At 74.8% G+C, this 25,404-nt stretch carries 28 protein-coding genes and 1 pseudogene; 16 read left to right on the plus strand and 13 right to left on the minus strand.

Features of this window, described 5'->3' with window-relative positions; all coding sequences use genetic code 11:
* From KME80_RS07730 to rbsK, 4 genes are all read left to right on the plus strand, one after another.
* Positions 1-486, plus strand: a 486-nt coding sequence (locus tag KME80_RS07730; protein WP_219501972.1) for an ADP-ribosylglycohydrolase family protein, incomplete at its 5' end; no start/stop codon positions are given.
* Positions 483-1,622, plus strand: a complete 1,140-nt coding sequence (locus KME80_RS07735) for an ADP-ribosylglycohydrolase family protein (protein ID WP_219501974.1) — start codon at positions 483-485, stop codon at positions 1,620-1,622. The genes KME80_RS07730 and KME80_RS07735, both read left to right, overlap by 4 nt.
* A gap of 1 nt (position 1,623) precedes the next feature.
* The gene (locus KME80_RS07740; protein WP_219501976.1) at positions 1,624-2,952 is read left to right on the plus strand and encodes an ADP-ribosylglycohydrolase family protein; all 1,329 of its coding nucleotides are present in this window, start codon (positions 1,624-1,626) and stop codon (positions 2,950-2,952) included.
* On the plus strand, positions 2,949-3,833 hold the full coding sequence (gene rbsK, locus KME80_RS07745; protein WP_219501978.1) for a ribokinase: 885 nt from the start codon (positions 2,949-2,951) through the stop codon (positions 3,831-3,833). Before KME80_RS07740 ends, rbsK begins: the two co-directional genes overlap by 4 nt.
* Before the next feature lie 55 nt (positions 3,834-3,888).
* Here rbsK and KME80_RS50095 read toward each other — a convergent pair whose 3' ends face one another.
* Positions 3,889-3,978, minus strand: a complete 90-nt coding sequence (locus KME80_RS50095; protein ID WP_246644323.1) for a mycothiol transferase — start codon at positions 3,976-3,978, stop codon at positions 3,889-3,891.
* 77 nt (positions 3,979-4,055) lie between these two features.
* Positions 4,056-4,511, minus strand: a pseudogene (locus KME80_RS52645) (mycothiol transferase); the annotation flags it as partial.
* Between the two features lie 83 nt (positions 4,512-4,594).
* Here KME80_RS52645 and KME80_RS07755 point away from each other — a divergent pair.
* Positions 4,595-4,834 (plus strand): hypothetical protein, encoded by a 240-nt coding sequence (locus tag KME80_RS07755; protein WP_219501980.1) that lies wholly within the window; start codon positions 4,595-4,597, stop codon positions 4,832-4,834.
* A gap of 14 nt (positions 4,835-4,848) precedes the next feature.
* On the opposite strand, the gene KME80_RS07760 is transcribed toward KME80_RS07755, so the two are convergent.
* Positions 4,849-5,538 carry a FadR/GntR family transcriptional regulator gene (locus tag KME80_RS07760; RefSeq protein ID WP_219501982.1) on the minus strand — a complete coding sequence of 230 codons (690 nt, stop codon included), beginning with the start codon at positions 5,536-5,538 and terminating at the stop codon, positions 4,849-4,851.
* A gap of 174 nt (positions 5,539-5,712) precedes the next feature.
* Between KME80_RS07760 and leuA the strand changes: the two genes are divergently transcribed.
* The gene (gene leuA, locus KME80_RS07765) at positions 5,713-7,440 is read left to right on the plus strand and encodes a 2-isopropylmalate synthase (protein WP_246644309.1); all 1,728 of its coding nucleotides are present in this window, start codon (positions 5,713-5,715) and stop codon (positions 7,438-7,440) included.
* Here leuA and pyrF read toward each other — a convergent pair.
* Positions 7,404-8,210, minus strand: a complete 807-nt coding sequence (gene pyrF / locus KME80_RS07770; protein ID WP_219501984.1) for an orotidine-5'-phosphate decarboxylase — start codon at positions 8,208-8,210, stop codon at positions 7,404-7,406. The genes leuA and pyrF overlap by 37 nt on opposite strands.
* A gap of 159 nt (positions 8,211-8,369) precedes the next feature.
* Here pyrF and KME80_RS07775 point away from each other — a divergent pair, with 159 nt between their 5' ends.
* Entirely contained in the window at positions 8,370-8,864 is a 495-nt protein-coding gene (locus tag KME80_RS07775) for a DUF6968 family protein (protein WP_219501986.1), read from the plus strand.
* Here KME80_RS07775 and KME80_RS07780 read toward each other — a convergent pair.
* Positions 8,861-9,316, minus strand: a complete 456-nt coding sequence (locus tag KME80_RS07780) for a hypothetical protein (RefSeq protein ID WP_219501988.1) — start codon at positions 9,314-9,316, stop codon at positions 8,861-8,863. The genes KME80_RS07775 and KME80_RS07780 overlap by 4 nt on opposite strands.
* A gap of 62 nt (positions 9,317-9,378) precedes the next feature.
* On the opposite strand from KME80_RS07780, the gene KME80_RS07785 reads away from it, so the two are divergent.
* A complete protein-coding gene (locus tag KME80_RS07785) occupies positions 9,379-10,176 on the plus strand; it encodes an HAD family hydrolase (protein ID WP_219501990.1) in 798 nt (265 codons plus the stop codon).
* Here KME80_RS07785 and KME80_RS07790 read toward each other — a convergent pair.
* Entirely contained in the window at positions 10,166-10,519 is a 354-nt protein-coding gene (locus tag KME80_RS07790; RefSeq protein ID WP_308125651.1) for a winged helix-turn-helix transcriptional regulator, read from the minus strand. The genes KME80_RS07785 and KME80_RS07790 overlap by 11 nt on opposite strands.
* An 82-nt stretch (positions 10,520-10,601) precedes the next feature.
* Here KME80_RS07790 and KME80_RS07795 point away from each other — a divergent pair, with 82 nt between their 5' ends.
* Positions 10,602-11,261 carry an NADPH-dependent F420 reductase gene (locus KME80_RS07795; RefSeq protein ID WP_219501995.1) on the plus strand — a complete coding sequence of 220 codons (660 nt, stop codon included), beginning with the start codon at positions 10,602-10,604 and terminating at the stop codon, positions 11,259-11,261.
* A 579-nt stretch (positions 11,262-11,840) separates the two neighbouring features.
* Positions 11,841-12,215 carry a hypothetical protein gene (locus KME80_RS07800; protein WP_219501997.1) on the plus strand — a complete coding sequence of 125 codons (375 nt, stop codon included), beginning with the start codon at positions 11,841-11,843 and terminating at the stop codon, positions 12,213-12,215.
* 46 nt (positions 12,216-12,261) lie between these two features.
* Here the strand turns inward: KME80_RS07800 and KME80_RS07805 are convergent, their stop codons facing one another.
* Positions 12,262-12,933: an endonuclease V gene (locus tag KME80_RS07805; protein ID WP_219501999.1), complete on the minus strand. Its 672-nt coding sequence runs from the start codon at positions 12,931-12,933 to the stop codon at positions 12,262-12,264.
* 126 nt (positions 12,934-13,059) lie between these two features.
* On the opposite strand from KME80_RS07805, the gene KME80_RS50105 reads away from it, so the two are divergent.
* From KME80_RS50105 to KME80_RS07820, 3 genes are read left to right on the plus strand one after another with little or no spacing between them, the layout of a single operon-like run.
* Entirely contained in the window at positions 13,060-14,184 is a 1,125-nt protein-coding gene (locus KME80_RS50105) for an alpha/beta hydrolase (RefSeq protein WP_219502001.1), read from the plus strand.
* A 36-nt stretch (positions 14,185-14,220) separates the two neighbouring features.
* Complete coding sequence (locus tag KME80_RS07815) at positions 14,221-15,561, plus strand: FAD-dependent oxidoreductase (RefSeq protein ID WP_219502003.1); 1,341 nt, start codon at positions 14,221-14,223, stop codon at positions 15,559-15,561.
* 9 nt (positions 15,562-15,570) lie between these two features.
* Positions 15,571-16,311: a sulfite exporter TauE/SafE family protein gene (locus KME80_RS07820; protein WP_308125652.1), complete on the plus strand. Its 741-nt coding sequence runs from the start codon at positions 15,571-15,573 to the stop codon at positions 16,309-16,311.
* A gap of 19 nt (positions 16,312-16,330) precedes the next feature.
* Here the strand turns inward: KME80_RS07820 and KME80_RS07825 are convergent, their stop codons facing one another.
* From KME80_RS07825 to KME80_RS07850, 6 genes are all read right to left on the minus strand, one after another.
* A complete protein-coding gene (locus KME80_RS07825; RefSeq protein ID WP_219502005.1) occupies positions 16,331-17,008 on the minus strand; it encodes a type 1 glutamine amidotransferase in 678 nt (225 codons plus the stop codon).
* A gap of 33 nt (positions 17,009-17,041) precedes the next feature.
* A complete protein-coding gene (locus KME80_RS07830; RefSeq protein ID WP_219502007.1) occupies positions 17,042-17,875 on the minus strand; it encodes a bifunctional 5,10-methylenetetrahydrofolate dehydrogenase/5,10-methenyltetrahydrofolate cyclohydrolase in 834 nt (277 codons plus the stop codon).
* Positions 17,872-18,477 carry a cyclodeaminase/cyclohydrolase family protein gene (locus KME80_RS07835; RefSeq protein WP_219502008.1) on the minus strand — a complete coding sequence of 202 codons (606 nt, stop codon included), beginning with the start codon at positions 18,475-18,477 and terminating at the stop codon, positions 17,872-17,874. The genes KME80_RS07830 and KME80_RS07835 overlap by 4 nt, the downstream gene beginning before the upstream one ends.
* A 28-nt stretch (positions 18,478-18,505) precedes the next feature.
* The gene (locus KME80_RS07840; RefSeq protein WP_219502010.1) at positions 18,506-19,003 is read right to left on the minus strand and encodes a hypothetical protein; all 498 of its coding nucleotides are present in this window, start codon (positions 19,001-19,003) and stop codon (positions 18,506-18,508) included.
* 116 nt (positions 19,004-19,119) lie between these two features.
* Positions 19,120-20,124, minus strand: a complete 1,005-nt coding sequence (locus tag KME80_RS07845; RefSeq protein ID WP_219502012.1) for a LacI family DNA-binding transcriptional regulator — start codon at positions 20,122-20,124, stop codon at positions 19,120-19,122.
* The gene (locus KME80_RS07850; protein ID WP_219502267.1) at positions 20,105-21,427 is read right to left on the minus strand and encodes a rhamnulokinase; all 1,323 of its coding nucleotides are present in this window, start codon (positions 21,425-21,427) and stop codon (positions 20,105-20,107) included. The genes KME80_RS07845 and KME80_RS07850 overlap by 20 nt, the downstream gene beginning before the upstream one ends.
* A gap of 170 nt (positions 21,428-21,597) precedes the next feature.
* Between KME80_RS07850 and KME80_RS07855 the strand changes: the two genes are divergently transcribed.
* Genes KME80_RS07855 through KME80_RS07865 form a run of 3 tightly spaced genes read left to right on the plus strand, consistent with a single transcriptional unit; the run spans position 21,598 to position 25,107 of the window.
* Positions 21,598-21,909, plus strand: coding sequence for an L-rhamnose mutarotase (locus tag KME80_RS07855; RefSeq protein WP_219502014.1), 312 nt, complete (start codon positions 21,598-21,600; stop codon positions 21,907-21,909).
* Positions 21,910-21,922: 13 nt separating this feature from the next.
* Entirely contained in the window at positions 21,923-23,068 is a 1,146-nt protein-coding gene (rhaI, locus tag KME80_RS07860; protein WP_219502016.1) for an L-rhamnose isomerase, read from the plus strand.
* The gene (locus KME80_RS07865) at positions 23,068-25,107 is read left to right on the plus strand and encodes a bifunctional aldolase/short-chain dehydrogenase (RefSeq protein ID WP_246644311.1); all 2,040 of its coding nucleotides are present in this window, start codon (positions 23,068-23,070) and stop codon (positions 25,105-25,107) included. The genes rhaI and KME80_RS07865 overlap by 1 nt, the downstream gene beginning before the upstream one ends.
* Positions 25,108-25,404 lie beyond the last annotated feature (297 nt).

The raw sequence follows: 25,404 nt of genomic DNA on the forward strand, positions 1-25,404 counted from the left end.
GGCGCCCTCGGCGCGCTCGCGATGGCGGCGGCCGTGGCCGAGGCGGTCGCCACCGGCTCGGCCACCCGCGCGGTGGCCGCCGCGCTGGACGTCCTGCCCGAGGACACCGCCATCGGGCACAACGCCCGCGTGGCGCTGGCGGCGGCCCGCGCGGCGGGCGACCCGTTCGCGGCGGTGCCCGCGCTCGACGCCGCGCTGCTCGACCACGTCTACAGCTACGGGGTGGGCGCCGCGCAGACGGTGCCCGTGGCGCTGGCCCTGACCGAGGCCGCCCAGGGGGCGCTCGTCCGGGCCGTGCCGGCCGCGGCCTGCCTGGCCGCGCTCGCCGACTCCGCGCCGGCGCTGACCGGCGCGATCACCGGCGCCTGCGGGGGGTACGGTGCGATCCCGGAGGGGTGGACCGCATCGGCCCGCAGGCTGGCCGGCTGCTGCCTGCCCGAAACGGCAGGCCAGGATCTCATCGACATTGTGGAGGGACTTTCATGACGCCGCTTGACGACAGGGCGATCGGCTGCGTGGCGGGGGCGGCGGTCGGTGACGCGCTGGGCGGCGCCACCGAGGGGTGGACCCCCGAGCAGATCGTCGAACGCTACGGCGGCCAGGTCGAGGGCATCGTGCCGCCGTTCAACGAGGACTGGCGCAACGCCCGGCCCATCGCCCCGTACCACAAGGGCGACGGCCACATCACCGACGACACCCTGATGACGCACGCGCTGATCCGCGTCTACGAGAAGGTCGGCGGCCACCTCGGCGCGTACGCGATGGCCGAGCACCTGGTGCCCGAGCTCATGGGGCAGCGCCAGTGGATCCCCGAGCTGGAGGCCGAGGCGCTGCCGCTGCAGCGGATCTTCCTGGCCGAGAAGTGGATCGTGGCCCGGCTGCACTACGGGCACGTCGACCCGCGCGAGGCGGGCGTCGGCAACATCGTCAACTGCGGCGCCGCCATGTACGTCGCCCCGGTCGGCATCGTCAACGCCGCCGACCCCGACGCCGCCTACGCCGAGGCCATCGACCTGACCGGCGCCCACCAGTCCAGCTACGGCCGCGAGGCCGCCGGCGTCATGGCCGCCGCCGTCGCCGAGGCCATGCGGCCCGGCGCCACCCCCGACTCCGTCGTCGCCGCCTGCCTGCGCCTGGCCAAGGACGGCACCCGCGCCGCCATCGAGGCCGTGTGCGAGGCGGCCCGCGGCCTCGGCCACTGGGACGGCTCGTTCGCCACGCTGCGCGCCGCCATGCGCCCGTACGACACCGTCGCCGACACCTACCGCGACCAGGGCCTCGGCGCCCGCCGCCCGAGCCGCACGCACAGCATCGAGGAGCTGCCGCTGGCGCTGGCCTTCCTCGTCATCGCCAAGGGCGACTACCGCGACACCGTGCTCGGCGGCGTCAACTACGGCCGCGACGCCGACTCCATCGCCTCGATGGGCGGCGCGATCGCGGGCGCGCTCGGCGGCCTGGCCGCCGTCCCCGCCGAGTGGGTCGAGCAGGTGGGCACGGCCAGCCGCACCGACATCGTCGGGCCCGGCCGCGTCATCGCCGAGGTGGCGCGCCGCGTCCACGCCGGCGACCTGGCCCGCCGCCGCGCCCACGAGGCGGCCTTCGCCGGTCTCCTGGAGGACTGACATGATCCGGCTGACCTGGGTGCAGCCCGAGGACCTGGTGGGGCACGAGCTCCGCCAGGCCGCAGAGGACGGCCGTGACGCGAGCGCCGTCGCGGCGCGCTGGCACGCCGCCGGGGGGCACGACGCGCCGCCGCGCGCCGGCGCCTCCGAGCCCGGGGCGCAGCGGCTGCGCGGCCTGGCCGAGGAGCTGCTGGACGAGCTTGCCGCCGTCCCGTCCCCGCTCGACGAGCCCGGCGACCTGGCCGCCGTCATCGACGCCTGCCCCGGCTGGCCGGCGCCCAGGCCCGGCGCCGCCGTCTCCCCGGAGCGGGTGCTGGGCGCCTGGCAGGGCCGGGCGGCGGGCTGCGTGCTCGGCAAGCCGGTGGAGAAGATCCCCCGCGCGGGCATCAGGGAGATCGCCGAGGCCACCGGCAACTGGCCGATCCGCGGCTGGTTCACCGCCGAGGGGCTGCCCGCCGACGTGGCCGCGCGCTGGCCGTGGAACCGGCGCAGCGCCGTCAACTCCCTGGCCGAGAACATCGACGGCATCCCCGAGGACGACGACCTCAACTACCCGCTGCTCGCCCTGTCCCTGCTCGAACGGCACGGGCGAGACTTCACCACCGACGACGTGGCCAAGCTGTGGCTCGACGAGCTGCCCGCCGGGCGCACGTTCACCGCCGAGCGCGTCGCCTACCGCAACCTGCTCGCCGGGATCGAGCCGCCCGCGACCGCCACCTACCGCAACCCGTTCCGGGAGTGGATCGGCGCGCTGATCAGGGCCGACGTGTACGGGTGGGTCAACCCGGGCGACCCGGGCGCGGCGGCCGGGCTGGCCTGGCGCGACGCCCGGCTCACCCACACCGCCAACGGCGTCTACGGCGCCATGTTCGTGGCGGCCATGTGCGCCTCCTCGATGGTCGCCGGCAGCGTGGAGGAGGTCGTCGAGGCCGGGCTGTCCGTGGTGCCGCCGCGCTCCCGGCTGCACCGGGCCGTCCGCCAGGCGGTCGACGACGCCGGACGCGAGAGCGACTTCGAACGCGTCGTCGACCGGCTGCACGAGCGGCACGGCGGCCTGCACTGGGTGCACACGATCAACAACGCCGCCCTCGTCGCCGCCACGCTCGTGCACGGCCGGGGCGACTTCACCGCCACCATCGCCGGGGCGGTCGCCGGAGGCTGGGACACCGACTCGGCCGGCGCCACCGCGGGCTCCGTCGTGGGCGCGCTCAACGGCGGCGTCCCCGCCCGGTGGCGCATGCGCGACAGCCTGGCCAGCAGCCTGACCGGCTTCGACGGCATCACGCTGGAGGAGTTGGCCCGCCGCACGCAGGAGATGATGACCTCATGATCTCGGTATTCGGCAGCGCGAACATGGACCTCGTGGCGTACGTCTCCCAGGCTCCCAAACGGGGCGAGACGGTGACGGGCCGGGAGTTCCGCACCATCCCCGGCGGCAAGGGCGCCAACCAGGCCATCGCCGCCGCCCGCGCGGGAGCCCGGGTGGCCTTCCTCGGCGCGGTCGGCGACGACGCCTTCGGCGCGGAGATGCGCGACACGCTCGCCGGGGCCGGCGTGGACGTCGCCCTGCTGCGCCAGGTGTCCGGCAGGTCCGGCATCGCGCACATCGTGGTCGACGACGACGGCGGCAACTCGATCATCGTGGTGCCGGGCGCCAACGGCACCGTCGTGGGGCCGACCGAGGAGGAACGCGCCGTCATCGCCGCCTCCCAGGCGCTGCTGCTGCAGCTCGAACTGCCCATGGAGGCCGTCGTCGCCGCCGCCGGGGCCGCCCGCGAGGCCGGGGTGCCCGTCATCCTGACCCCGGCGCCGTCCCAGCCGCTGCCCGCCGCCCTGCTCGACGCGGTCACGCTGCTGCTGCCCAACGAGCACGAGGCCGCCGACATCACCGGCGCCGCCGACCCGGAGGCGGCGATGGACGCGCTGCTGCAACGGGTCGACGAGGCCGTCATCACGCTCGGCTCCGAGGGCGCCCTGTACGGCGGGCGCACGGGGGAGCGGCTGCGCGTGCCGGCCGTCAAGGTCAGGGCGGTCGACACCACGGCCGCCGGCGACACCTTCGCCGGGGCGTTCGCGGTGGCCCGCGCCGAGGGCCGGGAGGCGGCCGGCGCGCTGCGGTTCGCCTCGGCGGCGGCGGCGCTGTCGGTGCAGCGGGAGGGCGCCAGCACCTCGATGCCCACCCGCGCCGAGATCGACGCCGCCCTGGCCTGAGGTCGGCGCCGCCCTGGCCCGGAAGGGACGCCGCCCTGGCCTGACCGCTGGCGGGTCACTGGCCGGTGCGGCCGTCGATGCGTTCGCGCAGCAGGTCGGCGTGGCCGCAGTGGCGCGCGTACTCGGCGATCTGCGCCACCAGCATGTCGCGCAGCTGCAGGTTCGCGCCGTCGGGGCCGAGGTCGGAGGCTCCCGCGTTCCAGGCGCCGAGGTCGTCGACCCCGGCCACGTACGGTCGGTGGCCGCCGACTCGGCCCGCCACCGCCGCCAGGCGTCCGCGACGACCTCCGGGTCGGCGACCGCGCCGTTCCAGTCGCCGTCGCGGTCCTGCTCGGTGCGGTAGAGCGGGGGAGCGTCCTCGCCGGCCATCACCCGGCGCAGGTGCCGCTCACCCTCGGCCAGGTGCCGCACCAGCCCGAGCAGCGACATGGTGGACGGCGGCGCGGAGCGCCGGGCGAGCTGCTCGGCGTCCAGGTCCGCGCACTTCATCTCCAGGGTGAGCCGGTAGTGGCGCAGGTAGTCGAGCAGGATGCCGCGCTCGCCGGTGGGCGCGGCGTCGCTCTCGCGGGGGTCGTCGTCCGGGTCGACCCACATGTCGGGGTAGACGGTCGCCCGCGTCCATCGCGCGGGTACGGGTTCGCTCGCGTCCGAGGTCGTCATCCCGGCATCGTCGGCCATCCGTCCCCCGGCCGCCACCGAATAAGCGGCGCCGCCGCCCGCGCCCGGGGCATCAGCCGAGGTCAGGGGGGAAGAGAGGGGGCATGAGCGACAGAACGGACGAGTTGCCGGAGGCCGTCTCCGGTCTGGGCGGGGAGAGCGACGTGGTCGCCGAGCGGTCCGGGTCGACCACGCCCCGGCTCCGCCGGCCCGTCCCCGTGGACCCGCCGGAGGCCAGGGACGAGCCCGCGGACGATGATGAGGCCGAGGGCAGGGCCGAGGGTGAGGAGCGGGACGACGACGAGGACGACGTGACCCGCCCGGACGCGGGCCCCACCGGATAGGCGCCGGGCAGCTCCTACGTCTTCCGGAGCAGGGCCAGGGTCTGGTCCAGTTCCGTCTGGAGGACGGTTTCCGCGGTGTCGGGGTCGCCCGCCTCGACGGCCTCGACCAGGCGGGCGTGCGCGTCGTCGCCGGGGTTGGCGTCGTCGTGCCGCAGCCCCAGCAGCTCCACCAGGTCGATCAGCCGCTCGCGCAGCGCGGGCGCGAACTCGGCGAACAGACCGGTGAGCACCGGGTTGCCCGCCGCCGCGACGATGGCCGCGTGCAGGGCGATGTCGGCGTCCACGAAGGCCGCGTCGCCGCCGCCGGCCGCCGCCCGCCGGGCCGCCAGCGCCGCCCGGAGCGCCCTCACGTCGTCGTCGGTACGGCGGGCCGCCGCCAGCCGCGCGGCCCGGGTCTCGACGATCACGCGGACCTCGTACACGTCGGTGATGGCGGCGCGGCGCAGGCGGGCGGGCCAGTCCTCGGCCGGTTCGGCGGCGATGACGAAGACGCCGCTGCCCTGGCGCGGCTGGACCAGGCCGGCGCCGGTGAGGGCGCGCAGCGCCTCGCGCACGGTGGAGCGGCCGACGCCGAGGGTCTGGGCCAGCGCGTTCTCGCTGGGCAGGCGGGTGCCGACTGGCCAGTGGCCGCCGGTGATCTGCTCGCGCAGGCGGGCGGTGGCCTGCTCGACCAGCGGGCTGGGACGCAGCGCTCCGAGCGCCATCGGAATCCACCTCTCAGCTTGTCTGAGGACCTGAGTTGTGGCTATCGTACCCGGCATGACGTACCGCGGTCTCCTTCTCGGCCGCCGCGGCGGGGCCTGACCCAGGGCCGGCACCCCGCCGCGGCGGGGTCGAGTGCTGCCGGTCCGCGTTCTTGACCAGAGAAGGAGACGACCATGCGGTGGAATCCGCAACAGCCCAGCGTCATGCCCTCGCACCGCTACCGGCCCGCGCACGAGCGGGTCAGCGTGCCCCTCACCGACCGGCAGTGGCCGGCGAACCGGACCACGCGGGCCCCGCTCTGGGTGCCCGTCGACCTGCGCGACGGCAACCAGGCGCTGGCCGAGCCGATGGACCCCGCGCGCAAACGGCGCATGTTCGAGCTGCTGGTGCGCATGGGCTACAAGGAGATCGAGGTCGGCTACCCGTCGGCCAGCCGGACGGACTTCGACTTCGTCCGGCAGCTCGCCACCTCCGGGACGGTGCCCGACGACGTGACCGTCGTGGTGTTCACCCCGGCCAGGGCCGACCTGATCGAGCGCACCTACGCCGCCGCCGAAGGGCTGCCCCGCGTCGTCGTGCACCTCTACACCGCCACCGCCCCCGTCTGGCGCGACGTGGTGCTCGGGCGCGACCGCGACGAGCTGCGCGCGCTCATCGTGGACGCCGCCGCGCTCGTCGCCAGGCTGGGCGACGCCCGCGACGGCGTGCGCTACCAGTTCTCGCCCGAGGTGTTCAACCTCACCGAGCCCGACTACGTGCTGGAGGTGTGCGACGAGCTGACCGCGCTGTGGGACGCGAGCCCCGACCGGCCGGTGATCCACAACCTGCCCGCCACCGTCGAGATCGCCACCCCCAACGTGTACGCCGACCAGATCGAGTACATGCACCGCCATCTGTCCCGGCGCGACTCGGTCATCCTGTCGGTGCACCCGCACAACGACCGCGGCACCGGCGTCGCCTGCGCCGAGCTGGCCGTGCTGGCCGGGGCGCAGCGGGTGGAGGGCTGCCTGTTCGGCAACGGCGAGCGCACCGGCAACGTCGACCTCGTCACGCTCGCGCTCAACCTGCACGCCCAGGGCGTCGACCCGATGATCGACCTGTCCGACATCGACGAGGTCAGGCGCACCGTCGAGCACTGCAACCGGCTGCCCGTGCCCGAGCGCCACCCGTACGCGGGCGACCTCGTCCACACCGCCTTCTCCGGCACCCACCAGGACGCGATCAAGAAGGGCCTGGCCCACCACGCCCGGCGGGCCGCCGAGCTCGGCGTGCCGGAGTCACAGGCGCCCTGGGAGGTGCCCTACCTGCCGATCGACCCGGCCGACGTGGGCCGCGGCTACCAGGCGGTCATCCGCGTCAACAGCCAGTCGGGCAAGGGCGGCATCGCCTACCTGCTCGGCGCCCGCCACGGGCTGGAGCTGCCACGCAGGCTGCAGATCGACTTCTCCGCCGTGGTGCAGCGCGACGCCGACGGCAGCGGCGAGGAGATCACCGCCGAGCGGCTGTGGACGCTGTTCAGGCGGACGTACCTGGACGTGGCGGGGCCGCTCGCGGTGACCGGCTGGCGCACCGCCGAGACCGCGCCGGGGACCCATGAGTTCACCGGCACGCTGGACGACGGCACGCCGCTGCGCGGCACCGGCAACGGGCCGCTGGCCGCGCTCGCCGCCGCGCTGGCCGGGGCCGGCGTCGAGGCCGACATCCTGCACTACGCCGAGCACGCCACCGGCACGGGGAGCGGCAGCCAGGCCGTCGCCTACGTCGAGGCGCGCGCCGGCGGCGTCACCCGCTGGGGCGCGGGCCGCGACTCGTCGGTCCTCACCGCGTCGGTGCACGCCGTGCTCGCCGCCGTCAACCGGGCCCTTCAGAGCGACAGCGCCTTGGCGCACTCGTCCCGGTAACGCTCGGTACGGGCGCGCAGCCGCGCCGGGTCGTCCAGCACCGCCCGGGACACCGACGGCACCACCGCGTGCCGTACCGAGGCGAACCGCCGGCCCACGTCGGCGGGCGAGGCGCCCTGCGCGCCGAGCCCCGGCGCCAGCACCGGCCCGTTGAGCCGGTCGAGCGCGTAGCCCGGCGAGGCGACGGTCGCGCCGACGACCACGCCGACCGAGCCGAGCGGCCGCACCCCCTCGTTGGCCGCCCGCACCCCCGCGTACACCTCCCCGGCGACCGCGCTCTGCAGCGCGGCCGCCTCGGGGTTGGAGGTGCGGGCGAGCACGAACACGCCCGCGTCGCCGGCGAGCGCGGAGGTGATCGCGCCGCTCAGGCTGCCGAAGCCCAGGTACGGGCTGAGCGTCACCGCGTCGGCGGCCAGCGGGCTGCCCCGGTCGAGGTACGCCTCGGCGTAGGCGGCCATCGTGCTGCCGATGTCGCCGCGTTTGACGTCGAGCAGCACCAGCGTGCCCGCGTCGCGCAGGTCGGCGATCGTGCGCTCCAGCACCGCGATGCCGCGGCTGCCCCAGCGCTCGTAGAAGGCCGACTGCGGCTTCATCACGGCGACCAGGTCGCCCACCGAGTCGGCGACCGTGCGGCTGAAGCGCTCCAGCCCCATCGGCGAGTCGTCGAGGCCCCACGCCCCGAGCAGCTCCGGGCTCGGATCGATGCCCACGCACAGCGGTCCGTACTTGTCCATCCTCGCCCGCAACCGTGTTCCGAACGGCTCATCCATCCCCAGGCCCCCTCACGACCGGTAGGAAGACTATGGGGCGGGAGCCGCACACCAGTAGTCCGGGCGGCGGATCCGTGGGCTCCCGCCCCCCACAGCATCCGATATGTCCGGCATGTCGGCCAGAGTCCCGCGCTCTGACAGTCTTTCCGGGTATGAGTCATGGGTAGATCAGCCAGCATGTACGAGATCGCCCGACGGACGCTGACGTTGCGCACCGAGCCGCCGGGGGAGGTGGTCGCGGCGGTCGGGATGCCGTACGAGGAGCCCACGGGGGAGTGGTCGTGCCCGTACCGGATCGACGGGCTGGCCGGGTGGGAGCACGAGCGGAAGGTCACCGCCGACGACTCGCTGCGCGCCGTCGAGCTCGCCCTCGTCACCGTGCGGGCGGCGCTCGCGGGCTCCCACGAGGCCCGGGAGGGCCTGCTCGCCTGGGACGACGAGCCCGGTGGCAGGCGCCCGCTGACCGTGTACGTCGACTGGGACGCCGGGCACGACGTCGCCTACGTCGCGATGAGGCCCGAGGCGGCGCCCGGCGAGGCGACCCGCCACGTCGTCGCCGAGGACGTCGTGCTCGGCTACGGCGACTCCGGCGAGCTCCTCGGCCTGGAGATCGCCCAGGCCGGCGTCCGGCTGCCCCCGGAGCTGCGGATCTAGCGCCGCAGCAGCCACCGCCAGCGCGGCAGCTCCAGCACCGCCGTCACCGCCGCCAGCGCCGACACGACCCCGGCGGCCACCGGATGCCAGGCCGCCCACGACGCCGCCACCGCCACCGCGAGCTGCAGCAGCACCAGCGCGATCGTCACCGGCCCCGGCACCGCCACGAGCACCTGCCGCTTGTCGCCCGGCGTCGCGAACACCGTCGGCAGCCCGATCAGCACCACCACCGACAGCACCGCCAGCGGCACCGAGAACGAGGCCAGCGCCCACGGCGCCGCCACCCACGCGACCAGCTCGGTCGCGAACCGGAACACCGAGGCGACCCGATCATCAGGCCGGCCGCCGGCGCGGCCGTCCGGCCGGGCATGGGCCCGGTCGTCCGCACGGTCGTCCGCACGGTCGCCTGCCCGGTCATTTGTCCGGTCGTCTGCGTGCTCGGGGGAGGTCACGCGGCGCACCCTACCGCCGGGCGGCCCGGCCCGGAAGGCGGCCGGCGCCCATAATCGGGTACGTGAACCCTCCGCGCATCGTCGCCACCGACCTCGACGGAACCCTCCTGCGCTCCGACGGCACCGTCTCCCCCCGCACCCGGGACGCGCTGCGGCTGGCCCGCGACGCCGGGGCCGAGATCGTGTTCGTCACCGCCCGCCCGCCCCGCTCCATGGCCCCCATCGCCCGCCGGGCCGGCGCGCTCGGCACCGCCGTGTGCAGCAACGGCGCCATCGTGTACGACGTGACCGCCGACGAGATCGTCACCATGCACGCCCTCGACCCGGCGGCGGCCAGGAAGGTCGTCGGCGCGCTGACCGAGGCGCTGCCCGGCATCGCGTTCGGCGCCGAGACCGGCCACGCCGTGCTGTGCCAGCCCGGCTACGGCCGCAGCCACCCCGGCGACGAGGCCTGGCGCCGCTCGGTGCCCGACGTGTGCGCGGCGGGCGAGCCCATCGTGAAGCTGCTCGCCTGGCTGCCCGAGCACCCGCTGGACGACCTGTTCACCGCGGCGACCGCGGCCGTCGAGGGGCAGGCCGAGGTCACCCACTCCGGCGTGCCCGGCCTCCTGGAGATCAGCGCCCCCGGGGTGACCAAGGCCGGCACCCTGGCCGCCTTCTGCGACCGGCTCGGAGCCGGGCCTGACGACGTGGTGGCCTTCGGCGACATGCCCAACGACCTCGCCGTGCTGGCCTACGCCGGAGCCGGTTACGCCATGGCCAACTCCCACCCCATGGTGCTGCGGGCCGCCGGGCGGCGCACGCTGTCCAACGACGAGGACGGGGTGGCCGTCGTCCTGGAACAGCTCTTCACCCGCTGACCGGCTGCCCGGGGCTCGCGTCCTGGGCGGCCATCACCTCCTCGGCGTGCTCGAAGGCCCACTCGCCCAGCACGCCGATCGGCCCCAGCAGGCTCCGGCCCAGCGCCGTCAGCTCGTACTCCACCCGGGGCGGCGCCTCCGCGTACGCCCGCCGCGTCACCAGGCCGTTGAACTCCAGCCGGCGCAGCGTCTCCGTCAGCACCTTGGCGCTGATGCCGCCGATGCCCGCCCGCAGGTCCGCCGGCCGGCGCGGGCCGTCGCGCAGCGACCACAGGACGACCGCGTTCCACGTGTTGGAGATCAGGTCGAAGGCCAGCCGCGCCTGGCAGTCGGCGAGAAACACGAGCCCTCCCGATAGGCACCGTCCGGTGCGTATTGGCATTCCTAGAGTCCCCATGCAAGCAGACGTCCTCGGAAGGATGAGCATGAGGATCGGCATTCTCGGCGCCGGCGGCATGGCCGACGCCCTCGGCACGCAGTGGGCCCGTGCGGGCCACGCCCTGATGGTCAGCGGCCGCGACCCCGGCCGCGCCGCGGCGACCGCCGCCACCCTGACCGCCGCCGCCCGGCACGGCCTGCCCGCCACGGCGGGCACGTTCGAGGAGGCCGCCGCGTTCGGCGACGTGGTCGTGGTGGCCGTGCTGGAGGAGGCGGCCGACCAGGTGGTACGGGCCGCCGGACCGGCGCTGCGCGGCAAGCCGCTGATCGACGTGACCAACGCCGTCGGGCCCGGCGCGTACGACGTGACGCGCTCCGTCGCCGAACGGATCGCCGCCCTCACCGGCGGGCACGTGGTGAAGGCGTTCAACCTCTGCCACGTGGACGTGTGGCGCATGACGCCCCCGGTGTTCGACGGCCGGCCGCTCGCCGTGCCCCTCTGCGGCGACGACGACCACGCCCTCGGCCTCGCCCGCACCCTCGTCACCGACCTGGGCTGCACCCCCGTCCACGGCGGCGGCCTCGACCGGGCCAAACTCCTGGAAGCCACGGCCGCCTTCATGATCGGCCTCTGGATCAGCGGCGCCGACGCCCAGGCAGTCCTCCCACCCCTCCCCCACTCCGGCCCCCACCCGGACGAGCCTTAGGAACCCCTGGGGGAAGGGCCCCGCTCCTTGGGGTGCGTCCCCTTCGGGCCCGCTCGGGTGCGTCCCCTCGGGGTCGCCCCACGGGCGCGGCTCCCCTCGGGTGCGGCCCCTCGGGGGTGGCCTACCTCGGGCACCCCGGCCGCCGGACCGCTCCCGGCTCCCCGAGGCCCAGGCCCTTGGGTACGGGCCTCTTGGGGGCTCACCTCAGGTGCGGCGGCCGCCGGGCCACACCCTTCCGGGCATCCGCTCCCGGGCTTCCTCGAGGTCCCGGCCCTCCGGGCGCGGCCCCTCCGGGGGTGGGCCCTCTGGGGTGGGCCCCCGGCGTGGCCCTCCGGCGTGGCCCCCGGCGTGACCCCCGGGGGGTGGGCCCCCTCGGGGGGTGGTTCCCTTGGGGCGTCGCGGCTGTCGGGCCGCCCTGCCCCTCCACCCGCGGTCCCGGCCCCCGGGTGTGCGCGGTCGTGGGGTGGGGGCGGTAGGGGTGTACGACCGGGGGTGTAGGGCGGATGACGACGTGGGGTGGATGTACGGGCGCCGCGGCGCCGGGATGCTGGGGGCCCGCACCGAGCGAAGGAGAGTCGCGTGGTCACCGAGGTCGCCCCCAGGACGAGCGGATATCTGACCGCCTTCAAAGCAGTCGCCCTGCTGAACGCCGCCGCCGTGCTGCTCCAGGCCGTGACGGCCGGGCAGCTGATGGAGGGTGCGGGCCGGGCGTTGCACGGCGCGGGCGCGGGCGCCGTCCACCTGCTGGGTCTGGCGTTGGTCGTCAGCGCGGTGCTCGTGTGGCGGCCGGGCCGGGGCCCGCTGTGGCCGTCGCTGGTCGGCCTGGCGGTGCTGCTGCTGGGCCTGGTCCAGTCCATGGTGGGCGGTTCGGGCGCGGTCGCCGTGCACGTGCCGCTGGGCATGGTGCTGTTCGGGCTCAGCGTGTGGCTGCTGGCCTGGACGTTCCGCCGCTGACGCAGCGGGGCCCGCGAGCCCGGACGGGCCGCAGGCCCAAAGAAGGTCAGGTGCCGTGGCGGGCCAGGTGGTCGGCCTGGCGTACGGGCTCGGGCAGCCGGTAGCGGGGCGACAGGCGCAGCACCTGGCCGGTGACGGTGTCGAGGCTGACGCGGTGCCCCTGGGACACGTACACCGGCTTGGTGCCGGTCCGGGTGCGCAGCGCCCGTCCCACGGGGACGCCGTCGAGGACGATGGGCGACCAGGAGCCGCGCGCGGCTCCGGGCGGTTCGTGGGCGCCGACGAACGGCGTCTTGCCGACCCCGAGCGACGGCAGCCCGGTGAGGACGCCCAGGTGGCAGGCCAGGCCGAAGCCGCGCGGGTGCGCGAGCCCGTAGCCGTCGCAGACGAGCAGGTCCGGTGTGACGGTGAGCCGTTCGAGCGCCTCGACGAGCGCGGGCAGCTCGCGGAAGGCGAACAGTCCGGGCACGTACGGGAAGGCTGCCCGCCCGTGCACGACCACCCGTTCCACGACGTCGAGCGTCTCGGCGTCGAGCACGACGACGGCGGCCGACAGCGCGTCGTGGTCGTCGCCCCGCCCGTGGTAGTGCACGTCGAGGCCCGCGACCGTGGTGAACGTGCCGGGTCCGTCCAGCTCGATGTGAGGCCGGAGCCGCTCCTGGATCGCCTCCGCCTCGGCGACACTGTCAGGCCACGGGTGAAGCTGCTTTACACGCACCCGACCCAACTTACGACCTTTCAACTAGGCCGCGGCACGCCTTCCGGAAGACCGGAATTCGATCTCCATCCCGATACCAGCACGAACGTGGGCTTGCTGGGAGGAAGTTCTGTAGTGTCGGGATTCGTGAGCGATGTCTTGGTGCTGATCGGGCCGGGAGCGGCGATCGACGAAGCTCTGCTGGGCGAGATCGCCGAAGGCGAGTTCACGGCGCTGGGCGTGCGCGGGGTGATCACGTACGCGCGTGACGCCGCCGCCGTCCGGGCCCGCACCGCCAGGCGCCGGGGCGGCTCCGAACGGGCGGTCGTGATCATCCCGGGCCCGGACGAGGGCATCAGGAGCCTGATGCGCGAGCCGCTCGGCCTGGTCGTCTGGCTGGACGTCTGGCGGGCCGACGGCGTCGAGACCGGCGAGGGCGCCACGCACATCCACGGGCGCGGGCTCGACGGCCTGTCGTGGGCGATCCGCCACGCCGTGCACCGCCTGCGCCACCCGCGCCGCCGTGTCGCGTACGGGGAGCACCGGCAGCAGTGGGGCGAGCTGTACCTGCCCGAACGGCTGCCCGGGGACGGCGGGCTGCCGGTGGTGGCGCTGGTGCACGGCGGGTACTGGCGGTCGGTGTGGCAGGCCGACCTCATGGAGGCGCTCTGCGCCGACCTCACCGGCAGCGGCCACGCGGTCTGGAACCTGGAGTACCGGCCGCCGGACCTGCACGGGTGGGAGGCGACGACGGCCGACGTGGCGGCCGGGCTGAAGGCGCTGACCGGCCTGGACGCGCCGCTCGACCTGGACCGGGTCGCCGTGGCGGGCCATTCGGCGGGCGCGCAGCTCGCCCTGCGCGCCGTCGCTGACGGCGCCCCCGCCAAGGTCGCGGTGTCGCTCGCGGGCGTGCTCGACCTGGTCGAAGGCGGCAGGCGCTGGATCGGCCAGGGCGCCGTGGCCGACGCGCTCGGCGCCCCCGCCCCGCCTCCCGGGCCGCCGGGGCAGCCCGAGCCGGGCGGCCCCGCGGACCTGTACGCGCAGGCCGCCCCGCTCGCCCGGCTGCCGCTGAAGGTCAGGCAGGTCGTCGTCCAGGGCACCGGGGACGACTCGGACCTGCGCGACTTCGCGCGACGCTACGCGCGCGCCGCCGCCACGGCGGGGGACCGGGTGACGTACGTGGAGATGCCCGGCGACCACTTCGACGTGATCGATCCGCGTTCGCCGATCTGGCAGGCCACGGTCCGCGCCGTCGACGCCGCACTCGGATAGCTGGACATTCCCCGCCGCCCGCCGTACGAAGGAAGGATGGAGGTCACGATCGTCGGCGCCGGCCTCGTCGGCAGCCTGCTCGCCTGCTTCCTGGCCCGCCGCTCGCACCGGGTGACGCTGTACGAGCGCCGCCAGGACCCGCGCGAGCGCGGCGCGGACCGGGGCAGGTCGATCAACCTGGCGATCTCCGAGCGGGGCATCGACGCGCTGCGCCGGGTCGGGCTCGACCGGGAGGTGCTCAAGGACGCGATCCCGATGCCGGGCCGGATGATGCACGCGCTCGACGGCGGCCTGACCTTCCAGCCCTACAGCGCCGACCACCGGCAGGCGATCAACTCCATCGGCCGCGCCGAGCTGAACATGAAGCTGCTGGACGCCGCCACGGCGCTGCCCGGCGTCGAGGTCCGCTTCGGCCATCGGCTCACCGGGCTGGACGAGCGGACGGGGCGGCTGACGTTCGAGACGGAGACCGGGCCGGGCGAGGCACGGGCGCGGGTGGTGATCGGCGCCGACGGCGCGTTCAGCGCGGTGCGGGCCCGGCTGCAGGCGGTGCCCGGCGTGAGCTTCAGCCAGAGCTACCTCGACTACGGCTACAAGGAGCTCACGATCCCGGCCAGGGGCGGCGCGTTCGCGCTGGAGCGGGGCGCGCTGCACATCTGGCCGCGCGGCGCGTCGATGATGATCGCGCTGCCGAACCCCGACGGCTCCTTCACCTGCACGCTCTTCTGGCCGCACCGCGCGTTCGCCGAGCTCGGCGACCCGGCGCGGGTGCGGGAGCACTTCGCCGAGCACTACCCCGACGCCTCCGCGCTGATGCCGGACCTGGCCGCGGACTTCGCGGCGAACCCGGTCGGCCACCTCGTCACCATGCGCTGCGACCCGTGGCACGTGACCACCGACGCCGCCGTGGTCGGCCTGGTGGGCGACGCCGCGCACGCCATCGTGCCGTTCTACGGCCAGGGCGCCAACTGCGGTTTCGAGGACTGCGTCGAGCTGGACCGGTGCCTGGACGAGACGGGCGACGACTTCGCCGGGGCGCTGGCGCTGTTCGAGCGCCGCCGGGCCGACACGGACGTGATCGCCCGGCTGGCGCTGGCGAACTTCGTCGAGATGCGGGACAAGGTCGGCTCCCGGATGTTCCTGGCGGGCAAGCGGCTGGAGCACGCGCTGGAGCGGGCGCTGCCGGGACGGTACGCCTCCCGCTACGAGCTGGTGTCGTTCTCCACGACCCCGTACGCCGAGGTGGAGCGCCGGGTGGCTCGCCAGCGCGGGTGGGCGGCGGGCGGGCTGCTCCTCGGCGCGGCGGGGCTGGCGGGGCTCGGGATGATGGCACGCGGACGCCGGCCCGGTGGGCTGGACAAAACGGACAAGCCCTAGCATGTCTGGGTGATCGTCGGCGAGGTTCTCGGGCTGCTCGGAGTCGGGCTGGCGGCCGGAGTGGTCAGCACCGTGGTGAGCCTCGCCTCGATCGTCTCCTACCCGGCGCTGCTGGCGTTCGGCCTGCCGCCGCTCACCGCGAACGTCACCAACACCGTCGCGTTGCTGTTCACCGGCCTCGGCGCGGCCCTCGGCTCACGGCCCGAGCTGGCCGGCCAGGGGCCCCGGGTGCTCCGGCTCGGCTGGCTGACTGCGCTCGGCGGGGCCACGGGCGCGTACTTGCTGCTGGTGACGCCGTCGCGGACGTTCGAGCAGATCGCCCCGTGGCTCATCGGCCTGGCGTCGCTGCTGCTGATCCGGCCCCCGAAGGGGGAGCGGCACAGCGAGCACGGGCTGCTCACCCGGTGCGCGCTGTTCGCCGTGGCGATCTACGTCGGCTACTTCGGGGCGGCGGGCGGCATCCTCATGTTCGCGGTGCTGTCGTCGATGCTGGCGGGCACCCCGGCCAAGCTCAACGCGCTGAAGAACGTGCTGTCCGGGCTGGCCAACGCGGTGGCGGCGACCGGGTTCGCGCTGTTCGGGCCGGTCGACTGGGGGGCGGCGGCGCCGCTGGCGGCCGGCTTCCTGGCCGGCGGCTGGCTCGGCCCCAAGATCGCCCGCCGCCTGCCCGGTCACAGCCTGCGCTACCTGGCCGCCGCCTGCGGCCTGGCCGTCGCCGTCAAGCTCGGCTGGGACGCCTACACGGGCTGAGCGCCTCGCCCGCCACTCGTCAGACGAGCTTGGCGAAGCGGGCGGCCACCTCGCGCCAGATCGGCGTGGAGACCGGCTCGTCGGCGACCGCGCGGGCGTAGACCTCGTCGGGGTCGAAGCCGTCCACCTCCCACTGGCGGATGCGCTCCGGCAGCACCTCGGGGTGGAACTGCACGCCCCACGCCTGCTCGCCCACGCGGAACGCCTGGTAGGGGCAGCGTTCGGTCTCGGCCAGCCACACCGCGCCGGGCGGCAGCGCGGTGATCGCGTCCTTGTGGTGCTCGATGGCGGGCACCACCGGCGGCAGGTCCTGGAAGAGGGCGTCGGCGGCGGCCTCGGACCTGATCGTGACCGGGACGCTGCCGTTCTCGGGCGCGCCCGCGTCGCCGGTGACCTCGCCGCCGGCCACCTCGGCGAGCATCTGGCCGCCCAGGCAGATGCCGAACAGCGGGACGCCGCGCTCGATCGCCTCGCCCACCAGCCGCCTGGCCGGGGCCAGCCACGGGGCCCGGTCGTCCTCGCTCGGCAGGTAGCCGCCGCCCAGCATGATCATGGCGTCGTGGGTGAGCCGGTCGGGCACGGGGGCGCCCTCGTGCGCGTGGACCACGTCCAGGCGCAGCCCCGCCTCCTCCAGCCAGCCGCCGAACCGGCCCGGGCCGCCGCTCCGGCTGTTCTGGATGATCAGGACGTCACGCATGGAAGAGCCTTTCGGGGAGGTACGGCTGGTGGTTCACGGCAGGTTCGCCGCGCGGGCGGTGTGGCGTAGCAGCAGGGCGGTGGTGACGGGGCCGACGCCGCCGGGGACCGGGGTGAGGGCCGAGGCCCGCTCCGCGACCGCGTCGAAGTCGACGTCGCCGGTCAGGCCGCCGTCGTCGGTGGGGTTGGTGCCGACGTCGATCACCACCGCGCCGGGGGCGACGTGGCCGGTGCCGATCAGCCCCGCCCGCCCCACGGCGGCCACCAGGACCTCGCCGGTCGCGGTCACGGACGCCAGGTCGCGGGTGCGCGAGTGGCAGACGGTGACCGTGGCGTTCCGGTCGAGCAGCAGGTGCGCCAGCGGCTTGCCGACGACCGTCGAGCGCCCCACCACCACGGCCCGCCGGCCCGCGAGCTCGACCCCGTAGTGGTCGAGCAGCGCCATCACGGCCGCCGCCGTCGCCGGCACGAACGCGGGCAGCCCGGCGGCCAGCCGGCCCAGCGACAGCGGGTTGGCCCCGTCGACGTCCTTGCGCGGGTCGATCGCGCCGGCCAGCTCCTGCGCGACGGCGCCCTCGGGCAGCGGCGTCTGCAGCATCACGCCGTGCACGCCCGCGTCGGCGCTGAGCCGGGCCAGCGTCTCGCGGATCTGCTCCGGCCGCGCCTCGGGTCCCAGGTCGACGACGTCGGCGGCGATGCCCACGCCCTCGGCGGCCTTGGCGATGGACCGCACGTACCACAGGCTCGCCTCGTCGCCGGTGGCGACGACCACGGCGAGCCTCGGCTGCGGCCCGGCGGCCACCTCGGCCGCCGTCTGCGCCCTGATGGCCGCCGCCAGCTCCTTGCCCGTCAGCTTGCGCGCGGTCATCGCGTGATCTCCTTCAGTACGGCGGCCGTCACGGCGTCGGCGCGGGCCACGGCCCCGGCCACGACGGTCAGCCGGTCGCGCAGCCGCTCGCGGGCGGCCGGGTCGGTGAGGCCGGCGACATTGACCTCGACGTTGACGCGGGCCGTGGTGAGCGCGGCGCGGGCGGCCTCGGCGGCGGCGGCCACGTCGGTGACCAGGTTGCGGTTGCCGATCGGCAGCAGCAGCTCGCAGAGCTCCACCAGGCGCGCGGCGGTCTCGGCCACCCGGGCGGGCGGCTCGGCGGCTCCCACCAGCGCGGCGGCGATCGCGGCGGTGCGCGCCTCGCCCTTGGGCAGCCGGTAGGCGTCGGTGACGGCGGTGAACGCCGCCGCGTCGGCCTCGGCCAGGTCCAGCGAGCCGGCGCGCAGCGTGTCGGTCTCCGCGATCACGGCCTCGACGGCCCTGGCGTGCTCGGCGTACTTCTCGCCGGTGGTGTAGCGGGCGACCATGCCGAGGAGCGCGGCGGCCTGCGCCGCGTGGAGCGCGGCGGTCGCGCCGCCGCCCGGCGCGGGGACCCGGCCGGCCAGGGTCGTCAGGAAGTCGTCGATCGTGGAGTCGCGCATGGCGGCATTCTGCCAGGCGGCGCCGGGCTCATTCGCGGTGCATCGGCCGGGTGGTGTCCTCGGGACGGGACTCGGCGCCGTAGGACGGCTCCGGCGGATACGGCCGCGCCTGGAAGGGGTCCTGGTAAGGGGCCTGGTCGGCGGGACCCGGGTAGGCGGGAGGCGGGTAGCCCGGGTAGGCGGGCGCGGCGTCGGCCCTGGCCCGGCCCCGCCAGCGCGACGGGAACGCCGAGGCCACCAGCAGCATCACGCCGAGCATGAGCAGGATGCCCTGGAGCGCCAGGCCGGTGTAGCCGTTGCGCAGGAGGCCGGGCAGCAGCTGCTCGGGCCGGAACTCGATGCCGTACATCGTCAGGAACGGCACCACGCCCAGCAGCACGTACAGCAGCCCGCCCATGAGCGAGGCGACGGGGGAGATCCGTGACCCGGCGAGGAACGCCAGCCCGGCCCCGGCGAGCACGACGAGCCCGAGCCCCGGGAACGACAGCTCGAAGCGTTGCGCCAGCGTGAGCGAGAGGTGTGACACCCCGTACATCAGGGCCAGGGCTGCGAGCGGCGGCAGGAGCAGACCCGCGAGGAACCCCAGCCCATGACGAACACCATTTGACATCATTCACCCCGTTGCTCCGCTTATGTCCCAAGCTACCGCGTGGACTCCCGCACGACGAGGTCCGGCTGGAACATGACCTGCTGGTGGGCGTGTGTGGCCGGGTTGTCGCACTCGTCCAGCAGCAGCTCGGTCGCCGCCCGGCCGAGCTGGTAGGTCGGCTGCCGGATCGAGCTCAGCGACACCGCGGACGCCGAGGCGAAGTCGATGTCGTCATAGCCGATCAGCGACACGTCGGCGGGCACCCGCACCCCCGCCTGGAGCAGCCCGCGCAGCACGCCGAGCGCCAGCAGGTCGTTGGCGCAGAACAGCGCGTCGGGCAGCGCGTCCTCGGCGAGCAGCGTCAGGGCGGCCTGCTGGCCCGCCGCCGCCGTCATCGCCGGCATGGCCAGCTCCCGCAGCTCCGCCGGGTCGCGCCCGGCCGCCGCCAGCGCCCGCCCGGCCCCCCGCAGCCGGTCCTGGCACTGCCGGATCGAGGCGGGTCCCGACACGTACGCGATCCGGTCGGCCCCGCCCGCCAGCAGGTGCGTCACCGCCAGGGAGCCGCCGGCGACGTCGTTGACCGCGACCGCGCACTGGTCGGGCCGCTCGGCCGGGTGGTCGACCAGCACGACGGCGATGCCGCGCTCGCGCAGCATGGCGAGCCGGCGCGGGTCGGCGCCCGACGGCGTGATGAGCACCCCGCGCACCCGCTGCTCGGCGAAGACCAGCAGGTTGCGCTCCTCCTTGGCCGGGCTGCCGGAGGAGTTGCCCAGGATGACCGCGTAGCCGCGCTCGCTGGCCAGGTCCTCCACCCCGGCGGCCACGTCGGTGAAGAACGGGTTGCCGATGTCGATCACCGACAGGCCGACCGTGCGGCTGTGGCCGGCGCGCAGCGTGGAGGCCGAGCCGTGGCGGACGAAGCCGAGCTGCCTGATCGCGGTCTCCACCCGGTCGCGCGTCGAGCCGGCCACCTTCTCGGGCCGGTTGAGCACGTTGGACACCGTGCCGGGGGACACCCCGGCCAGGGCCGCCACGTCCTTAATGCTCACCGTGGTCATCTTCGCCCCCGTGTGGCTCGTAGGTGCGCACGCCCGCGCTGCGCCGGATCAGGTCCCGCATCTCGGCCAGGTCGCCGACCAGGCCGCGTGCCCGGGCCTGCATCAGCGCGTTGCCGAGCGCGGCCGCCTCGACGGGCCCGGCGACGACCGGCAGCCCGGTCGCCCGGGCCGTCAGCCGGCACAGCAGCTCGTTGAGCGAGCCGCCGCCGACCAGGTGGACGACCTCGACGGGCCGGCCGCTGAGCCGCACCGCGTCGTCGATCGCCCGCCGGTAGGCGAGGGCGAGGCTCCGCAGGATGCATCGTACGACCTGCGCCCGCCCCTCCGGAGCGCGCTGCCCGGTCCTCGCGCAGTGATCGGCGATGCGCGCGGGCATGTCGCCGGGTGGCAGGAACGCCGGGTCGTCCGGGTCGACGACCGCCTCGGCGCGGACGCGCTCCGCCTCGGCCAGCAGCGGCTCCAGCGGCGGGTTCCCCCACACGCGCAGGCACTCCTGGAGGATCCACAGGCCCATGACGTTGCGCAGGTAGCGGGTGGTGCCGTCGACGCCCGCCTCGTTGGTGAAGTTCGCCAGCCGGCTCTCCTCGGTGAGCACCGGCGCGGGCAGCTCCACGCCGACCAGCGACCAGGTGCCGCACGAGATGTAGGCGAACCGGGAGGTCTCGGCGGGCACGGCCACCACGGCGGAGGCGGTGTCGTGCGAGGCGACCCTGACCACCCGGGTCTGGTAGCCGACCTCCTCGGCCACGTCGTCCAGCAGCGCGGCGCCGCCGCCGTCCGCGGCGATCGGCGGGAAGATCCGGCGCGGCAGGCCCAGCGTGTCGATCAGGTCCCACGCCCAGTCGCGCCGCCTCACGTCGTACAGGCCGGTCGTGGAGGCGTTCGTCCGCTCGGCCCCGATCGTTCCGGTCAGCCAGTAGCCGAGCAGGTCCGGGATCATCAGCATCGTCGCGGCCCCGTCGAGGCGCTCGCGCAGCAGCTGGTTGACCGTGTTGAACGGCAGGAACTGCAACCCCGTCACCTCGTACGGGTCCACCCGCGCGGTGACGCCGGCGGTGCGCGCGTCGCGGTAGTGCACCGGGTTGCCGATCAGGCGCCCGGCGCCGTCGAGCAGCCCGTAGTCGACGGCCCAGGAGTCGATGCCGACGGACTCGGCCGGTCCCGCCGCCCGCAGCCCGTCGAGCACGCCCCGGTAGAGGCCGAGGATGTCCCAGTGCAGGGTCCCGGACACCCGTACGGGCCGGTTGGGGAAGCGGTGCACCTCCGTCAGCGTCATCCGCCCGGCCGACACGTCGGCCCGCATCACCCGTCCGCTGGACGCACCCAGATCAACAGCCGTGAATCGCACAGCCTGATTAAAACGTAACAATCACATCTGCGCCAGAGTGCTCCTGGAGGCATTGACGGCGGAAGGAACAGCACCTAGATTCCGGAGGCGGCTGGTTAAAACGTTCCTAACGAAGGAGATCGCGCGTGGAGCGGGTGTGCTTCCTGCTGAACGTACGGCCCGACCGCCTCGACGAGTACCGGGAACGGCACCGGCAGGTGTGGCCCGGCATGCTCGACGCGCTGCGGGAGGCCGGATGGCGCAACTACTCGCTCTTCCTGCGCGACGACGGGCTGCTCGTCGGCTACCTGGAGACCGACGACTTCGCCGCCGCCCGGCACGCGATGGCCGCCACCGAGGTGAACGCCCGCTGGCAGCGCGACATGGCGCCGTTCTTCGAGGAAGGTCGGCCCGACGAGAGCATGGTCAGGCTCGGCGAAGTCTTCCATCTGGACTGATTCGGGGAAGTGGATGATCAAGGAAGCGCTGCGGAAGCAGCGGATAGAGACCCCCTCGTGGGCCTACGGCAACTCCGGGACCCGGTTCAAGGTCTTCGCGCAACCGGGAGTCCCTCGCGACCCGTACGAGAAGATCGCCGACGCCGCGCAGGTGCACCGGTTCACCGGCGTGGCGCCCACCGTCGCCCTGCACATCCCCTGGGACAGGGTGGACTCCTACGCCGACCTGGCCCGGCACGCCGCCGAGCTGGGCGTCGGGATCGGCGCGATCAACTCCAACGTGTTCCAGGACGACGACTACAAGCTGGGCAGCGTCACCCACCCCGACCCGGCGGTGCGCGCCAAGGCGCTGGCGCACCTGCTGGAGTGCGTGGACATCATGGACGAGACCGGGTCCGACACGCTGAAACTGTGGTTCTCCGACGGCACCAACTACCCCGGCCAGGACGACATCCGCGCCCGGCAGGACCGGCTGGCCGAGGCCCTGTCGAGCGTGTACGAGCGGCTCGGCGACGGGCAGCGCTTCCTGCTGGAGTACAAGCTGTTCGAGCCCGCCTTCTACGTGACCGACGTGCCCGACTGGGGCACCGCCTACGCCCACTGCGTGCGGCTCGGGCCCAAGGCCCAGGTCGTCGTCGACACCGGGCACCACGCGCCGGGCACGAACATCGAGTTCATCGTGGCGTTCCTGCTGCGCGAGGGGAAGCTCGGCGGGTTCGACTTCAACTCGCGCTTCTACGCCGACGACGACCTCATGGTGGGGGCGGCCGACCCGTTCCAGCTGTTCCGCATCATGTTCGAGGTGATCGGCGGCGGCGGTTACACCGAGCGGACCGCGTTCATGCTCGACCAGTGCCACAACATCGAGCCGAAGATCCCCGGGCAGATCCGGTCCGTCATGAACGTCCAGGAGGCCACCGCCAAGGCGCTGCTCGTCGACCGCGACGCGCTCGCCGCCGCGCAGCGCGCCGGTGACGTGCTCGGCGCGAACGCGGTGCTCATGGACGCGTACAACACCGACGTGCGGCCGCTGCTGGCCGAGCTGCGTGAGGAGATGGGGCTGGCGCCCGACCCGATGGCCGCCTACGCCAAGTCCGGATATTTCGCGAAAATCGCCGCCGATCGGGTGGGCGGCAACCAGGCAGGATGGGGAGCCTGATGACCGTCGTCGACGAACTGCTCGCCCGGGCGCACACGCTCGGCTCCGACCCGCGCAACACCAACTACGCCGGCGGCAACGCCTCCGCCAAGGGCACCGGCACCGACCCCGTCACCGGCGGCGACGTCGAGCTCATGTGGGTCAAGGGCTCCGGCGGCGACCTCGGCACGCTGACCGCCGCCGGCCTGGCCGTGCTCCGCCTCGACCGCGTCCGCGCCCTCACCGCCGTCTACCCGGGCGTCGAACGCGAGGACGAGATGGTCGCCGCGTTCGACTACTGCCTGCACGGCAAGGGCGGCGCCGCCCCGTCCATCGACACCGCCATGCACGCCCTCGTCGACGCCGCCCACGTCGACCACCTGCACCCCGACTCCGGCATCGCCATCGCCACCGCCGCCGACGGGCCCGCGCTGACCGAGCGGATCTTCGGCGACCGCGTGGTGTGGGTGCCCTGGCGGCGGCCCGGCTTCCAGCTCGGCCTCGACATCGCCGCCGTCAAGGAGGCGAACCCCGCCGCCATCGGCTGCGTCCTCGGCGGCCACGGCATCACCGCCTGGGGCGCCACCAGCGACGAATGCCAGGCCAACGCCCTCGACATCATCCGCACCGCCGAGCGCTACATCGCCGAGCACGGCCGCCCCGACCCGTTCGGCCCCGTCGTCCACCAGCCGCTGCCCGAGGACGCCCGCCGCCGCCGCGCCGCCGAGCTGTTCCCCGTGATCCGCGGCCTGGCCGGCACCGACACCCGGCAGGTCGGCCACTACACCGACAGCCCCGAGGTGCTCGACTTCCTGTCCCGCGCCGAACACCCCCGCCTGGCCGCCCTCGGCACCTCCTGCCCCGACCACTTCCTGCGCACCAAGGTCGCGCCGCTCGTCCTCGACCTGCCGCCCGACGCGCCCCTGCCCGACGCCCTGGCCAGGCTGCGCGAACTGCACGCCGCCTACCGCGAGGAGTACGCCGCCTACTACGCCCGCCACGCCACACCCGGCTCGCCGCCCATGCGCGGGGCCGACCCGGCCATCGTGCTCGTCCCCGGCGTCGGCATGTTCAGCTTCGGCAAGGACAAGCAGACCGCCCGCGTCGCCGGCGAGTTCTACGTCAACGCCGTCAACGTGATGCGTGGCGCCGAGGCCCTGTCGTCGTACCGGCCCATCGACGAGGCCGAGAAGTTCCGCATCGAGTACTGGGAGCTCGAAGAGGCCAAACTCCGCCGCCTGCCCGCGCCCAAGCCGCTCGCCGGGCGCGTCGCGTTCGTCACCGGCGGCGGCTCCGGCATCGGCGCCGCCACCGCCCGCCGCCTCGCCGCCGAAGGCGCCTGCGTCGTCGTCGCCGACCGCGACCACGCCGCCGCCGAGAAGGTCGCCGCCGAACTCGGCGCCCGCGCCCACCGGCCCGCCGACGCCGCCATCGCCGTCGCCGTCGACGTCACCTCCGAGGACCAGGTCACCGACGCCGTACGGCAGGCCGTCCTCGCCTTCGGCGGCATCGATCTCGTCGTCAACAACGCCGGCCTGTCCCTGTCGCGCTCCCTCCTGGAGACCACCCTCGACGACTGGGACCTGCAGCACGACGTGATGGCGCGCGGCTCGTTCCTCGTCTCCCGCGAGAGCGCCCGCGTCCTCATCGACCAGGGCACGGGCGGCGACATCGTCTACATCTCCTCCAAGAACTCCGTCTTCGCCGGGCCCAACAACGTCGCCTACGGCGCCGCCAAGGCCGACCAGGCCCACCAGGTACGGCTCCTCGCCGCCGAACTGGGCGGCCACGGCATCCGCGTCAACGGCGTCAACCCCGACGGCGTCGTCCGCGGCTCCGGCATCTTCGCCTCCGGCTGGGGCGCCAACCGGGCCGCCGTCTACGGGGTCGAGGAGGAGAAGCTCGGCGAGTTCTACGCCCAGCGCACGCTGCTCAAGCAGGAAGTCCTGCCGGAGCACGTCGCCGCCGCCGTCCTCGCCCTCACCTCCGGCGACCTCAGCGTCACCACGGGCCTCCACATCCCGGTCGACGCCGGCGTCCCCGCCGCCTTTCTCCGCTGACCCACCCGGCCCGGCCGTTTGGCCCGCCCGCCCGCCGCCCAGGGAACCGCCCCAATCGGGCGATCCGCGGGCGGGGGTGGTATTCCCGGGCGGTTGGCATCCCCGGGCCGTGGCCGACCCAGGCGGGGGCCAACCCCCGTGCGGTGACCGGCGCTGGGCGGGAGCCCGTCTGCGCCTTCCAGGGGCCGCCACCTCACCGGGAGGGCCCGCAGGCGGTCACCAGGGCGGCCCTTTCCGTACGGGGCCGGGCCCGGTGGGGAGGTTCGCCTGGAGGGGCGGATTGTCGGTGCGGTACGG

Origin of the sequence: Nonomuraea ceibae, from assembly GCF_019396325.1 — a bacterium.
In the GTDB taxonomy this organism is placed as follows: domain Bacteria; phylum Actinomycetota; class Actinomycetes; order Streptosporangiales; family Streptosporangiaceae; genus Nonomuraea; species Nonomuraea ceibae.